Consider the following 13689-nt stretch of genomic DNA (forward strand, 5'->3'; position numbering starts at 1 on the left):
CGTGCTATGGGTTTACGATCTTCGCCAAAGTCATACGCGGCCGTGAGGAGGTCATCCGCGAGCATGGCAGGACATTGGAAGCCGCGGTAACGGCCGATCCTACTGTGCTGGCACCGTTGAAATTGCACTACCTGAAGTGGCAACTCATCCCGGTCGGTGACGACCTGTACTTCCAGTATCAAGGCATCTTTGACACCGAATTCGACAAGTACACCGAGGACGCGGTGGCGCTGTTCAGCGCAACGGGTATCGACACGGTGTTCACCAACCTCGAGGGTTTTCCCGAGGATTGGAAAGAGAATCCCGCCTCGTTCGTCGAGTTCGTGCGCAAGCATCATGTGCCGAGCTTCGTCGAGTACGGCGAGTACCCCTATGTCACCGCCGATGAGGTCAAAAAGGCGTTGCGTCTTAAGGACTCGTTCTCCGACATGCTCGACCAGATGCAGTGAGCGACACTCCACTCGCCGCGGTTCAGGTGTACGTGGACGCGTTCAATGCTGGCGATCCCGCGGCGATGACGGCGGCGTTCGCCGCGGACGGGTCGATCCTCGACGGCATGGCACCGCACCTGTGGCTAGGGCCGACGGCCGCCGCGGACTGGTACCGCGACGTGTTGGCTGAAGGTGAACATCTGGGTGCGTCGGGCTGCCACATCAGCATCGATGAGCCGGTGCACAACGACACCACGGGCGACGCCGCGTATGTGGTGGTCCCGGCCACGATGACGTTTGACCTCAACGGCACCACGGTGACCCAGACCGGCGCGACGTTCATGGTGGCGCTGCGCCGAAGCGCCGATGGGTGGCGCGTCGCGGCGTGGGCGTGGGCGAAGGGCCAGCGCAAACTGTGACCGACGGATCGCCCCTGCAGCTCGACGACATTCAGCACATCCTGCTGACCCGTACCCCTGCGATCACGGGCCGCTACGAGTTCCTCACGTTCGACAATGCGGTGGGCGGGCGGGCGTGGCTGTCGGAACTGCTAAATAAGGTCCAGTCGGCCGCCGATGTCCAGGCCACTATGGGCTCGTCGGACCGCTGGATCACCCTGGCGTTTACCTGGACCGGCCTGCGCGCTCTTGGTGTGCCCGAGGACGCGCTGGCCAGCTTCCCAGACGCGTTCCGTGAAGGGATGGCCGCCCGCGCCGACATTCTCGGCGACATCGGCGGCAACGCACCCGAACACTGGGTCGGCGGGCTAGCCGGCGAGGACCTGCATGCGATCGCAATCCTGTTCTCCCGCACCGACGAACAGTGCCGAAAATCCATCGCCGAACACGACAAGCTGCTGGCGCGAACCGACGGGGTGCGCAGCCTGTCGCACCTCGACCTCAACGCCACACCGCCGTTCAACTACGCCCACGACCACTTCGGCTATCGCGATCGGCTCTCCCAACCCGTGATGAAGGGCTCCGGCGAGGAACCCACTCCCGGATCGGGAGACCCGTTGGAACCCGGCGAATTCATCTTTGGCTACCCCGACGAAAACGGTCCGGTCGCCAGTCTCCCGCAACCCGAAGTGCTCTCCCGCAACGGAAGTTACATGGCCTACCGGCGGCTGCAAGAACACGTCGGACGCTTCCGGGACTATCTGCGCGAACACGCGGAGACCTCCGAAGGCCAGGAGTTGGTGGCCGCGAAGTTCATGGGCCGCTGGCGCAGCGGTGCACCGCTGGTGCTTGCGCCGGAGCGGGATGATCCGGACCTGGGTGCGGATCCCATGCGCAACAACGACTTCAACTTCAAAGAGATGGACCCGTTCGGCTACGCGTGCCCGCTCGGCTCCCACGCGCGCCGGTTGAACCCGCGCGATACTGCTCACAACATTAATCGGCGCCGGATGATCCGCCGCGGCGCCACCTACGGCCCGGCCCTACCCGAGGACGCACCAGACGACGGTATCGACCGGGGTATCGCGGCGTTCATCATCTGCGCCGACCTGGTCCGCCAGTTCGAGTTCGCCCAGAACGTCTGGATCAACGACAAAGCCTTCCATGAATTGGGCAATGAACACGACCCGATCATCGGCACCCAGGACGGCACACTAGATTTCACCGTCCCGAAGCGGCCGATCCGCAAGGTGTACAAAGGACTTCCCGCGTTTACCACCCTCGCCGGTGGCGCCTACTTCTTCCTGCCAGGTATTAACTCACTGCGCTACCTGGCCTCGCTCTAGCGACTGAAGGATCATCATGCGCGCTCGCACCTATAACCAGAGCCACCTCGCCCGACCGCACACCCGCGGCAGGCGCATCAGCATCTACTGGACATGGAGCTATCCCTGGGAATCGCAACGCGACCCGGCCGGAATCTACAACCGCTTCTCCACGATGACCGAGGTCCGCAACGCCGCCTGGCCCGCCTATGAGACGCACGAGTACAACGAGACGAATTTCCTGCAGGGCATCGCGGGCACACTCGAGCTCTTCCACCGGTCAGCGCTGGCGTTCCAGGAAGTCGGCGAGGAAGCCACCGGTCACCCAGTCGCTGTCTTTCAACGTATCGACCAAGCCGGCTACAAGCTGCCGATCGACGAGCGGATTCTCACCGACACCGACACATTGATGGTGTTCGGGCTCGATCACCTGCTCGCCCAGGAGGAAGCTGCGCCCGAGGAGATCGCCGCCATCGAAAACTGGCTGGAGCGGGAGGGCACCTGCCTTCTGCTCGCGCCGCACCACGACGTCGGCTTCACCGATGATTTAGAGCAACGCCAGGTCGAGTACGAACACCACGGCGACCGGCTGGTGCCACGTCAGCAACGCTTCAGCCAGTACACCCGGTCGCTGATTAAGGCCCTCGACGTGCCCGTGCACAACACTTGGGGACTCCGGCCTGCCGTCGTCGAGGGCACCAAGGAAATTGCACCGCTGACCGGCTTCCGGGACCTCGACACCCCGAGGCTGCTCGACAACGTCAGCACCTTCAACTTCCACCCGCACCTGCCGCACTACGAACTGACCGCGCCGGAAGGCAAGGACCTGGTCGTGCTCGGGCGTCAGCGCGTCGACCCGAACCGGCCCCACCCGTTCACCGCGGCGGGTAACACAGAGTTCAACGCACTGATCTGGATGCCGCCGAAAGGCAAGCGTGCAGGAGACATCGTGCTCATCGATTCCACTCACTTCACCGCCCTGTTCGGCGGCACCGATAGCCTCAAGAACCTGTGGCACAACCTCGCCACCATGACCTAGCGATGTGATCGCAGCTATCCGCACTGTCGCACGGACGTAACCCGCTGGCTCATCGAAGCGGATCAAGACACTCTCGGCCCAGGGCCGCGTTGTCGGGTGGCGTTGGGGTACCGCGACGCTCAAGACCTGCTTGCATTGGCGGAAGCGGCGGGCATCACGAGGGCTCCATAGTCGAAGTGAGCGTCGATAACCGAACCACTCGGACAGGCGCCAGAAAGCCAACCCCCCGTTGTGCCGAGAGTGTGCCAAGACGCGCAAAAACAGGCGACAGGTCGTCGACGCCGTGAAACGCCAGCGACGCGCTGAACTGCGCAGATCCGAGGAGAACGCACCGGATGAGACGGCAAAGATGGGGCATAAAACCATTTACACACCAGCGGTCGGCGGTTCGATACCGTCCGCGCCCACTCGTGTTTGCGCAGATTAGAGGCGTGACGCAATGAATCCCGATCTTGCGGTTCAGAACGCATGGCATTACGTGGGCTCAGACCGAGGCGGTGGACGAACTGGCGGTCACGATCGCGGCAAGGGTCGACATCGCAACTTCTATCATTGTTGCTAGTTCGGGATCGCCTTCCGCCGTCAGCCACTGCCGGTAGGCCATACGGAACACTTCGATACCCACGCCAGCCGCAAGTCCTGCGGTATCGGGCTTCACTCCGCGCTGCCGCAGTGCGCCGCCGAACGCGTCGGCCATCTGCTGTTGTTTGATTAGCTCCCGCTCCAGCAGATCCGGGTTTGATGCGATCATCGCGTCGCGCCGGCGTTGGGCTTCGCGCGACCCCAAACCTAGCCAGTCGTACCCCCCTAAAGCTTGCACCACTGCCTGAAGCGGCTCGGCCACGTCAGTGGCATCGAGAATTTGTTGGACCAGCGCCGCACTCAGCCGTTCCGCATCGACGAACAGTATCGCCTCCTTATCCGGGAAGTACCGGAAGAAGGTTCGAGTGGTGACTCTCGCCCGCTCCGCGATCTGGACGGCGCTTGTGTTCTGGAAACCCTGCTCCTCGAACAGAGCCATGGCGGCCTGTTTCAGCCGCTCTTCACTGCCGTGTTCCCAACGAGGCATAGACCGATGTTACGGCAGTGATGACACGCCGCGACAACACGGGGTTGTCGCCCTCAGCGCTCGGCCGCTGGACCGGCACGGCCTCGGGTCGGTTCGAGTCAAACGCCACTCGGCCATACGAATCTGTTATGTCACGCCGCGACATCAGTGCTAGGGTGATGTCACGCCGCGACAACAGTAAGCCGCGACACGCAAGAGGGAAGGAACGTTTCGATGGAAGAAAACCGAATTACGCCGCAGCTGACCGCCAAGGTCCGCCGCGCACAATGCGGAGGCGGGCAGTCTCTTGTCCGTGGGTGAGAGGGCCGCGAAAGTGCTGCTCGGTCGGGCGGGAGAATCGCCCGCGTACTGGTATCGCGGTGTGCTCTGGAACATCCTGATGTCCGCAGACCAAACGCTGGGTGAGTTCACGCTGCTCGAGCAGATCATTCCCGCAGGATCCGGGCCGCCGGCGCATGTTCACGAGCGCCAAGCGGAGGGCTTCTACATCATTTCCGGCGAGCTTGAATTAAGGTTCGGCCCCAACGAAGAGATCGCGCGCGCCAAGCCGGGCTGTGCGATCTGGATTCCCAAATCCACCAGGCACACCTTCCGTGTCGTATCCGACGAAGACGCCCGGGTGCTGAACTTCTACACCCCAGGCGGCTTCGACGATCACCTTCCGTACTACGGCGTCGAGGCCACGGCTCAGACCCTTCCCCCAGAAGGTCTCGGGGTTTCGATTCTGGACCGAGAGCGCACGGCGACAGCGCAGGAAAAGCGTGAAGCCTATCTGCATCGGCTCGCCGACATCGCCGAGGGGACTTGGGATTTCACCGTTGACGACCCCGATGCTCACTAAATGCAAGACAAGGAACGAACACCACACCAAAGATCTATCCACCGTCTACCCAAGAGAAGAATCATGAAAGAGATCCAGCTCGATCGATCCCGCCTATCTGACGTACAGAGCAACAGCACGGCCAAGCGCTACCCGTGCGAGCGCGTCAACGTCGACTTCATTGACACCGCCCGTCACCGATTCGTCACCACCGTCGACCTCGCCATCACCCCCGAGCAGCTATTCGAGGTGTTCTGCGAGGCCGATTCCTGGACGCGGTGGGCGACACTGCTCACGGATGTGACCTGGACCAGCCCGAGACCTTACGGTGTGGGCACCACCCGCACCGTGATCTTGCGCGGCGGCACTATGAACGACGTCGAATTCCTGGCCTGGGAACGCTACTCGCGCATGGCGTTTCGACTGAACCAGTCCACATCCAAGGCACTCGCCGCTTTCGTCGAGGACTATCAGGTGCGGGAAACGCCCGACGGGTGCCACGTCACGTGGACCGCGGCGATCACACCGCGTGGCCTGACCGCCCGGTTCGGCATGCTCGTCGGCCGCCCGGTGATGGTGCTGGCGTTTAGACGGTTCGCCAGCAACCTACGTCGCTACACTGATGACCGCTTCAGTGTGGGCAACACGAGTCGGCCGCAACGATGAAGCGCATCCAGTACCACCAGTACGGCGGCCCCGAGCTCATGCGATTCGAGGATTTCGAGCCAGCACGTCCCGGCGCCGGCGAGGTGTTGGTCCGTGTGCGGGCAGCGGCCGCCAACCCGTATGACTGGAAGGTCCGCAACGGCGAAATGAAGATCATGACCGGTCGCAAGTTTCCGCGCGGGATGGGCTATGACTTCGCCGGTGTCATCGAGGCGGTAGGGGAGGGCGTCGTGCGGCTCAGTGCCGGCGACGAAGTGCTCGGCGCGGCCGAGATCAAGGCCAGCGGTGCGTTCGCCGAGATGGTCGTGGCCGCAGAGAAGGGTGTCGTCAAGAAGCCGGCGGAGCTCACCTTTGAGGAGGCCGCCGCGATCCCGACGATTGGAAGCGCCGCCCTCCAGGCCCTGGTCAACAAAGGCAAACTCCAACCTGGACAGGCGGTCTTCGTCCACGGCTGCCTCGGCGGAGTCGGTCAAGCCGCGGTCCAGATCGCCCTGGGGCGCGGCGCCGCAACCGTAGGAGGAAGCTGCCGCCCCAGCGCCATGCAGGACGCACGCGATCTCGGCGTCGCCACAGTCGTCGAGTTCGACTACATACCGCCCACGTTAGAAGGACGATTCGACATCGTCTTCGACACCGTCGGTACGCTTCCGCTCGCGACGGCGCGGATGCTACTGAAGTCCGGCGGTCATATCGTCGACATCGTCCCTACTGCGTTCAAGTTCGTCAGAAGCGTCCTGCCCGGTCCGTACAACGTGGTCATCGCTCAGCACAACGCCAAGGATCTCAACGAGCTTGCGCTGGCTTGTGCACAAGGAACACTGCGACTGCCGATCGCGCAGATCGTTTCACTAAACGACGCCATCGCAGCGCTCACCGAACTCGAGCTCAACAACAAACCCAAGGGCGGCAAGCTGATCATTACGGCGAACTGATCGTTGCAACGGACGCGATCATAAGCGTCCACGCGTCCGTTTAAGGGCCACGGGGCGGTACGTGCGCGAGTTCGGGACGCTGGCGTGTCAGCCAAAAGGTCTGCTGTGAAAGCTTCGACAGCCAGCTGGGCATCCGCGGCCGCGGTCGTTGGGTCGCCCGCCACAAAGTCGAATTCGCCTACCTGCTGGTCTGCCGCACAGATGCAGTGTTTGTGCGCCTGAGGCGTCAATGGTCTTGCCGTCGTCAAGTTTTCGCTTACCGTTTGACACGGCGCGCTGTGTGGCCGACTCGAGATTAGACTGGCGGCGTTGAAATTGCAGGTGGCGCCGCTAATGCGTGGTCCGCAGCGACCGCCGATCATGAAAGTCGGTGGCGCTGGTGATCGGGTCTGAAGGCGAGGCCGATTTCGCCGCGCGGGAAGTCATGCGGTCGGACGAGGATGCGGCCGCGGGTTTTCGGGACTGGCTGGCTGCCGCGGAGCGGCACGGTCAACGAGTACTGCGGGAGCCGGACGGCACGTACGTGTTGTGGCGGCGCGATGACGTCCTTGCCGCCGTACGTGATGGCGAACTCTTCGCCAGCCGCCAAGGCGAATTGATGCCCGGCAATCCGCCGTTCGGCCCATACCGGAAAATCATGGTCGATCTGTTGTTCACTCCGGGAAATTCGCGGGCAATGCTCGAGCCCGTACGTAAGATCATCGGAAACTGCGTCGACGAAGTCGCGACGAAACTAGACCGCTGCGATGGTGCGGCTGTCGCTGAGGTTGTCTGGCGTGCGGCATTCGTTACGGTCTGCGGACTGCCGGCGGACCTCGCTCACGACGCTGTCAGCGCGGAGCTGGTGGGAGCGATCCGCCGGGCGCCGCAGGGTGGCCCCGACGTGATCAGCCGTCTCGCCACGGAGCCCCTCACCGACGAAGAAGTGCTGGGACTGATGGCATCGGTGGGCCGCGGTTTGATTTTCACGACGTTCCCTATCAAGGCCGGACTGGCGGTGCTCGCGCGGAAGCCCATGCTTCAGAAGGAGTTACGCGAAAACCCGGACCGGCAACGCCGGTTCATCGAGGAGCTGCTGCGCTTGGATGGCGGGGCGAAGACCGTTTCACGAGTTACGAGTCGCAGCGTGACAATCGGCGAGACGACGATCCCGGCCGGGGCCAATGTTCAGTTGTGTGTCGGACTGGTCCACCGTGACGAGGCTGACGACATGTCCGGTCACAGCATCAAAATGAATGGCCCGCAACGTCATTGGAGTTTCGGAGGAGGCCCGCACCGGTGTCCGGCGTCGCACCTGGCCCGGGACCTGCTGGGCGCGTTCTTCGAAGTGTGGCTTGCCAAGGTCCCGTTTTTCTGGTTCGACTGGAACGGTGGCGATGTCCCCAAAGCGTGGTATCCCAAACCCTACAGCTCTTTGCCGGCCGAGATTTTCGATGGTTGGTTCCCGATGCACGTGCCGCTCAGGTGGCGACCAGAGCGGTGATCAGAGACCGATCTTCGGTGGTCGCATGGAATGGGATTCTTTCATTATGTCGCAATTCGGATGACACATTCGTTGGCGGGATAACGGCTAACCGGCAATCATGAACTCGCGGTAGGATTTTCATATGCCGTTTGCTGAACGGCAATGTATTTGCTGGGCATACCATGCTGAGGCTTTTGGGGTGGGCGAGGAACACTTCGCTCACCATCCCCGGGTTGCCCGGCTGCGACGCGCTCAAGGGCCTGGGCGCCGGCGTCTGCGCTCAGGCGTCTTGATGTGCTGTGCGGCAACGGCCGCGGCGAATTCGAACGATATTCACGCGCCCGGGTTGTCGCGTAGGTGATTACTCAAAGCCCGTGGGGCGGCGGGCTCTTCGCAGAACGGAAATCCTGTCATGTTTACCGGCACCACCAGGTGCGCCGGCGTCCCAAGCCATGCCGGCGTCCTCCTTACCGCCATGGTGCTAATGAGCGGCGTCGCGGTTTTGCGCGGCGGCGCTGCTACGGCTGACGCGAGCCAAGACGACCAGTTCCTGGCATTACTAGACCAAGAAGGCATCCCTGCCCTCAACAATGTGTCAAGCCTCGTCGATACGGCTCACAAAGTCTGTCGCGCACTCAATGCCGGCATTCCGGCGGACCGCGTAGTCGACGCGATGGTCGACTATGCATACAGCGTCGACCCGGCCGAGCGCGGATACGCCCCCGGCCGCCTCGCGCGTACCGAAGCGCGATTCATCATCGCGTCGGTGGGGGCTTTCTGCCCGAACGACCAAAGTAAAGTTTCGCGCCTCGTCACCGATCCCGCGTCGCGATGGACTGACTCGACGCACCGGGTGACCGGTGACATTCGCAACGCGGTCAATTCGCGCAGTGATCGGTCTGGTATCGACGAGCAGCACGTGGTCCTCACCTCGCTGATCGGAGTGGTTCCCGACGGGCAGGTCGCTCAGCCGGACCCGCCCCAGATTCCGCCGCCACCACCGCAGTCGGCGCATCTGCAGGCACCGCCACCCCTGCCGGTGGTCGCGCCGCCTCGCCCGCAACGGGTGCCTCCTCCACCACAGCAGCCACCGCCGCCCCCCGTCGTCGCCCCGGAGCCCGGCCCCGCGGCCGGCAGTGGCGGCAGCGGCATCAACGGTGGCGGCGACGGTAGCGGTAGCGCTGGCGGTGGCCTGCCGGCACCGCCGCCCGCTCCACCGCCCCCGCCACCCGCGGCGCCGGCGCCACACTCGTCGCCGGGGTTCGTCAGGCTCGGCCCCTGAGACGGGGACCGAGCCGGAGGCCGCCGTCCTATTCGATGAGGTCGCCGGTCGGTGGTCGCACGACGCCGCTGTCGAAGAGCGGCAGCAGCGGTGCAGCGTCCCCGTCCCACGGCAGGGCCTGCAGCTGGCGGTAAGAGCGCCGGCCTCCGAACACGCGTAGAGCCTCGAAATCGCTGAGTTCGACGGCGATCTGACCGACCGATCGGGCGGGGTCGCCGAGTTGAATGGTTCCGGTGGTCGGGGTCGACAAGCGCAGGAAGGGATTCGCGTTCCGGCGGATGGCCCTGTCGACCATCGTCGTCAGGAATCCCGCAGACACGGCGAACGCCGGGTCCGCTGTGCGAGAACCGGGTTCGTCGAGTGCGCCGCGGATGTCGTGCTCGTGCGTGAGGGCGTCGAAAATCGCCTGAGCGGCAGATAATTTCGGGATTTGCATCAGGAGTTCGGCGACCGCATCGATGGTTTCGGACCATAGCTCGAGCAACTCCTCGAGGGTGAGGTCGGCGAGACGGTCTAACTGCGCCTGCGTCCACGCGTCAGTGCCCGCTTGCTCGAGGTTGAGCGCCACCATGTCTTGGGCAGTACCGGTCAGGTGGCTCACCGTTTGTCGAACCGACCATTTCGGGCAGGCCGGGACGCTGCGCTCGCACGCGTCGGCGCGATCCCGCGTCAGCGCGTCGACGCGTCGGTGCACCGTGCGGTAAGCCGCGACCGCCTCCGCGCCGGACCGCAGTTGTGGTCTGCCCACGCCCGACGTCTGATTTGTCATGGAAGCACACGGTACAGAAATCTTAAGAAAACAGTAAGACGCCATGCCGGAGCGCGGATACGTCGGGGGGCGTGTCGTGGCATTCCTCGCGGGGGCACTATGAACCCGTGAAACCGTTTCGCATCGACGTTTCAGACGATGTCCTCGACGACCTCCGATCGCGCCTCGCGCGCACCCGCTGGCCGGAAGCCGAATGCGTGGACGACTGGAGCCAGGGCATCCCTTTGGACTACACGCGCTCGCTGGCCGACTACTGGGCCAACGAGTACGACTGGCGGTCTCGTGAGACCGCGCTCAACCGCTTTGACCAATTTGTCACGGAACTCGACGGGTTGGACATCCATTTCATCCACCAGCGCTCGCCGCACGAGAACGCCTTCCCGCTGGTGATCACGCATGGCTGGCCCGGCTCAATTGTGGAGTTCCAGAAGGTGATTGAGCCGCTGACCAATCCGGCGTCCGGGCGCGCCGAAGACGCCTTCCACGTCGTGTGCCCCTCGCTTCCCGGCTACGGCTTCTCGGGCAAGCCCACCCGGACGGGTTGGGGCGTGGAAAAAATCGCCGAGGCGTGGGACACGCTGATGGTCCGCCTCGGCTACGAGCGTTTCGGTGCACAGGGCGGCGACTGGGGTGCTGCGGTCACCACGCAGATCGGCCGAAACGGCAACCACTGTGCGGCCATCCACTTGAACATGCCGATCGGCCGGCCAACGAAGGAATCGCTCGCCCACCCCTCCGAGGAAGAGAAACGGGCCCTGGCCGCGTTGGCGGAGCATCGCAACACGGGAACCGGCTACTCCAAGCAGCAGTCCACCCGACCGCAGACGCTGGGCTACGGGTTGACCGACTCGCCGGTGGGGCAGATGGCGTGGATCGTCGAGAAGTTCTGGGCGTGGATGGACTGCGACGGGCATCCGGAAAACGTGCTGAGCAAGGACGAGCTGCTCGACAACGTGATGGTGTACTGGGTGACCGGAACCGGTGCTTCCTCGGCCCGCTTGTACTGGGAGAGTTTCAAGTCCTGGGGGAACATGGACCGCGTCGAATTGCCCACCGGGATAGCCTCTTTCCCCGGCGAGGTCCTGGGCGCGCCGCGCAAATGGTGCGAGCCGGTCTACAACGTCACCCACTGGACGACGATGGCGCGCGGCGGTCACTTCGCCGCGTTCGAACAACCGGAGCTGTTCGTCGACGATGTCCGGGCGTTCTTTGCGACAGTGCGCTAAGAACCCGGCGGGGCGAAGAACTCCAACGCAATGCCATCGGGGTCGCGGAAGCTCAGCCCCGACCCGTACGGCGCATCGACGATGCCGCCGTGCTCGATGCCCAGTTCACCCAAGCGGGTGACCCATTCCTCCAACTCGGCGCGGCTGGCGCAGCCGAAGCCGACGTGGTCCAGGCCGACGCGGTGCTCGCTGAAATCCTCGTCCAGAGCGCCGCGGTCGTGCTGATGGATGCCGAAGACCGTGCCGTTGCCGAACGCCCACACGAGGTGCCGAAAGCCGGCTTCGGTGTGTTCGTCCAGCAGGGGGTCGGCGCCGAGCAAGCGGCGATACCAGCGTCCGCTGATCTCAAGGTCGCGCACGGTGACCGCGACATGGTTGAGGGCGGGAAAGGTCATGTCTCGACCTTACGGGTCAACCCGAGCATCGGGCCGCTGGCGGAGTACCCGCCGTCGACGGCCAACGCCGCGCCAGTGACGAACGAGGCCTCATCGCTGGCGAGAAACAGTGCGGCAGCGGCGAGTTCGGCGGGCTCACCCCAGCGGGCCATCGGCGTCGGCAGATAACCGCCCGGCGGCACCTCGTCATCGGGTTTGGCGCCGGCCAGGCCGGTGTAGGTCATGCCCGGGCAGATCGCGTTGATGCGCACGTTCGTCTTCGCATAATCCAGCGCCGCGGATTTCGTCATCTGCACCACCGCGGCTTTGGCGGCGGCGTAGCAGGACAAGCCTTTCCAGCCGACCAGCCCGGACGCCGAGGCGGTGTTGACGATGGAACCGCCGCCGGTGTCGAGCATGGCCGGAATCGCGTACTTCATCCCGAGGAACACGCCTTTGAGATTGATCGCCAAGATCTTGTCGAACAGCTCTTCGTCGGTGTCGGCCAGGGCGGCATGTGGCCCACCGAATCCCGCGTTGTTGAGCAAAACGTCTACCCGGCCGAAACGGTCAAGTGCGGTGGCGATCATGCCTTGGACGTCGGCGGCCTGCGTGACGTCGACGCGCACCGGCACGGCGACATCGCCGAGCCGCCCGGCGATGTCGGATTCTCCTCCGCTGATGTCGGCGCAGACGACTCGGGCTCCTTCGTCGGCGAACCGGCGCGCGGCCGCCCACCCGATACCGGAGCCGGCGCCGGTGATGATGGCGACCTTGCCTCCGAGACGGCCTTGCCCCATCTAGACGATCCGCCAGCCGTGGCGTGCTCGAAATCTCATGTCCCACAAATAAGTTCGATAGATCAGAATCCAAGCTCGGTGCGGGATCAGCACATCGGCCAGCCGCAGCCCCGACAGCAGCCAGTCAAACCTGCGCTGCTGCCGCTGCGACCAGTCGAGCTGCATCATCGCCCGGAATTCGGGAGCCAGGAACCCCGTCGTCGCAAAGAGATTCAACGGTCCCGCCAGCACCCGCAAGGGCCACGGCAGGAACGCCATTGCGGCCACCCCGTGCAGGTGTTCTCGTACCGGGGGATCGATGTGCAGCTCGTCGAGTGAGCGCTTCCAGTACTCGTCGAACGCGGCCCGGTCCGGCGGCCACATACCCTCGGGCACCTGCAACGTGGTGCCCAGCCTCCTGGCATCGCTGTAGACCGCGTCGGCGGTGGCGTCATCCAGCGGACCGTGCAGGAACTCGTGTTGGTCGACGAAGTAGCGGTACAGACAGGACGCCACCCACAGCTGCAAATTCGGGTCAAAAGCGTTGTAGGACAACGGGCTCGACGACGTCGATCGCACCTGCCGGTGCGCACCGTCGACGGCGGCGCGGATCATCGCCTGGTCGGAATCGGTGCCGATGGTCGCGACCGCCAGATACGTGCCGGTGGTGCGGGCCCGCTTGAACGGATGCTTGTAGACGTTGCCGCTGTCCACCGGGCTTTCCAGCACGCCGTAACCGACGCCGGGCAGGGACAGCTGCATGATCACGTTCGCGGCGGGCAACAACAGCGCGGCGGGATTCAGCAGGTCAGCCGCCCGGGTCGCGGGCCGCTTCATTGGGGATGCCGCCTCATGAGTTCGAGTAGACCACGTATGAGACGCTGCGGAGAATGTTTGCGACGAGACGGCGTGGCCGGTTCGCGGGCGTGCTGCTCGGCTACCTGGCCGACCTAGCGCTGGGCGATCCGCAGCGCGGTCATCCGGTCGCGATGTTCGGCAAGGCCGCCGCCGTCGTCGAGCGGGTGACCTACCGCGATACCAGGATCGCGGGCGCGGTGCACGTCGGGGTTTTGGTGGGGGGCGTCGGCGTGCTCGGCGTGGCGGCGCAACGGGC

16 protein-coding genes are annotated in these 13689 nt (G+C 64.2%); 11 read left to right on the plus strand and 5 right to left on the minus strand.

What is annotated here, in order from left to right:
* The 4 genes from JOZ00_RS17350 to JOZ00_RS17365 all read left to right on the plus strand — a co-directional run.
* Nucleotides 1-449: hypothetical protein (locus tag JOZ00_RS17350; RefSeq protein ID WP_293345720.1), on the plus strand; the 449-nt coding region annotated here is incomplete at its 5' end.
* Nucleotides 446-850 (plus strand): nuclear transport factor 2 family protein, encoded by a 405-nt coding sequence (locus tag JOZ00_RS17355; protein WP_293345722.1) that lies wholly within the window; start codon nt 446-448, stop codon nt 848-850. The genes JOZ00_RS17350 and JOZ00_RS17355, both read left to right, overlap by 4 nt.
* Nucleotides 847-2175, plus strand: a complete 1329-nt coding sequence (locus tag JOZ00_RS17360) for a peroxidase (protein WP_293345724.1) — start codon at nt 847-849, stop codon at nt 2173-2175. Before JOZ00_RS17355 ends, JOZ00_RS17360 begins: the two co-directional genes overlap by 4 nt.
* A gap of 16 nt (nt 2176-2191) precedes the next feature.
* The gene (locus JOZ00_RS17365; RefSeq protein WP_293345726.1) at nt 2192-3193 is read left to right on the plus strand and encodes a hypothetical protein; all 1002 of its coding nucleotides are present in this window, start codon (nt 2192-2194) and stop codon (nt 3191-3193) included.
* 484 nt (nt 3194-3677) lie between these two features.
* Here JOZ00_RS17365 and JOZ00_RS17370 read toward each other — a convergent pair whose 3' ends face one another.
* Nucleotides 3678-4262: a TetR family transcriptional regulator gene (locus tag JOZ00_RS17370; RefSeq protein WP_293345728.1), complete on the minus strand. Its 585-nt coding sequence runs from the start codon at nt 4260-4262 to the stop codon at nt 3678-3680.
* Nucleotides 4263-4554: 292 nt separating this feature from the next.
* On the opposite strand from JOZ00_RS17370, the gene JOZ00_RS17375 reads away from it, so the two are divergent.
* The 5 genes from JOZ00_RS17375 (at nt 4555) to JOZ00_RS17395 (ending at nt 9427) form a co-directional block, all read left to right on the plus strand.
* Nucleotides 4555-5103, plus strand: coding sequence for a cupin domain-containing protein (locus JOZ00_RS17375; RefSeq protein WP_293345730.1), 549 nt, complete (start codon nt 4555-4557; stop codon nt 5101-5103).
* A gap of 63 nt (nt 5104-5166) precedes the next feature.
* Nucleotides 5167-5748: an SRPBCC family protein gene (locus JOZ00_RS17380; protein WP_293345732.1), complete on the plus strand. Its 582-nt coding sequence runs from the start codon at nt 5167-5169 to the stop codon at nt 5746-5748.
* Between the two features lie 38 nt (nt 5749-5786).
* Entirely contained in the window at nt 5787-6680 is an 894-nt protein-coding gene (locus JOZ00_RS17385; RefSeq protein ID WP_293345748.1) for an NAD(P)-dependent alcohol dehydrogenase, read from the plus strand.
* Between the two features lie 370 nt (nt 6681-7050).
* Nucleotides 7051-8163 carry a cytochrome P450 gene (locus JOZ00_RS17390; RefSeq protein ID WP_293345734.1) on the plus strand — a complete coding sequence of 371 codons (1113 nt, stop codon included), beginning with the start codon at nt 7051-7053 and terminating at the stop codon, nt 8161-8163.
* A gap of 466 nt (nt 8164-8629) precedes the next feature.
* Complete coding sequence (locus JOZ00_RS17395; RefSeq protein ID WP_293345750.1) at nt 8630-9427, plus strand: DUF732 domain-containing protein; 798 nt, start codon at nt 8630-8632, stop codon at nt 9425-9427.
* Nucleotides 9428-9455: 28 nt separating this feature from the next.
* Here the strand turns inward: JOZ00_RS17395 and JOZ00_RS17400 are convergent, their stop codons facing one another.
* Complete coding sequence (locus tag JOZ00_RS17400) at nt 9456-10196, minus strand: maleylpyruvate isomerase N-terminal domain-containing protein (protein WP_293345736.1); 741 nt, start codon at nt 10194-10196, stop codon at nt 9456-9458.
* A gap of 107 nt (nt 10197-10303) precedes the next feature.
* Here JOZ00_RS17400 and JOZ00_RS17405 point away from each other — a divergent pair, with 107 nt between their 5' ends.
* Nucleotides 10304-11422, plus strand: a complete 1119-nt coding sequence (locus JOZ00_RS17405; protein WP_293345738.1) for an epoxide hydrolase family protein — start codon at nt 10304-10306, stop codon at nt 11420-11422.
* Here the strand turns inward: JOZ00_RS17405 and JOZ00_RS17410 are convergent.
* The 3 genes from JOZ00_RS17410 to JOZ00_RS17420 are packed head-to-tail and all read right to left on the minus strand — an operon-like array spanning nt 11419 to nt 13412.
* Nucleotides 11419-11817 (minus strand): VOC family protein, encoded by a 399-nt coding sequence (locus JOZ00_RS17410; protein ID WP_293345740.1) that lies wholly within the window; start codon nt 11815-11817, stop codon nt 11419-11421. The genes JOZ00_RS17405 and JOZ00_RS17410 overlap by 4 nt on opposite strands.
* Nucleotides 11814-12596 (minus strand): glucose 1-dehydrogenase, encoded by a 783-nt coding sequence (locus tag JOZ00_RS17415; RefSeq protein WP_293345742.1) that lies wholly within the window; start codon nt 12594-12596, stop codon nt 11814-11816. Before JOZ00_RS17415 ends, JOZ00_RS17410 begins: the two co-directional genes overlap by 4 nt.
* The gene (locus JOZ00_RS17420) at nt 12597-13412 is read right to left on the minus strand and encodes an oxygenase MpaB family protein (protein WP_293345744.1); all 816 of its coding nucleotides are present in this window, start codon (nt 13410-13412) and stop codon (nt 12597-12599) included.
* Nucleotides 13413-13465: 53 nt separating this feature from the next.
* On the opposite strand from JOZ00_RS17420, the gene JOZ00_RS17425 reads away from it, so the two are divergent.
* Nucleotides 13466-13689: cobalamin biosynthesis protein (locus JOZ00_RS17425; RefSeq protein ID WP_293345746.1), on the plus strand; the 224-nt coding region annotated here is incomplete at its 3' end.

Origin of the sequence: Mycobacterium sp. (assembly GCF_019243155.1) — a bacterium.
In the GTDB taxonomy this organism is placed as follows: domain Bacteria; phylum Actinomycetota; class Actinomycetes; order Mycobacteriales; family Mycobacteriaceae; genus Mycobacterium.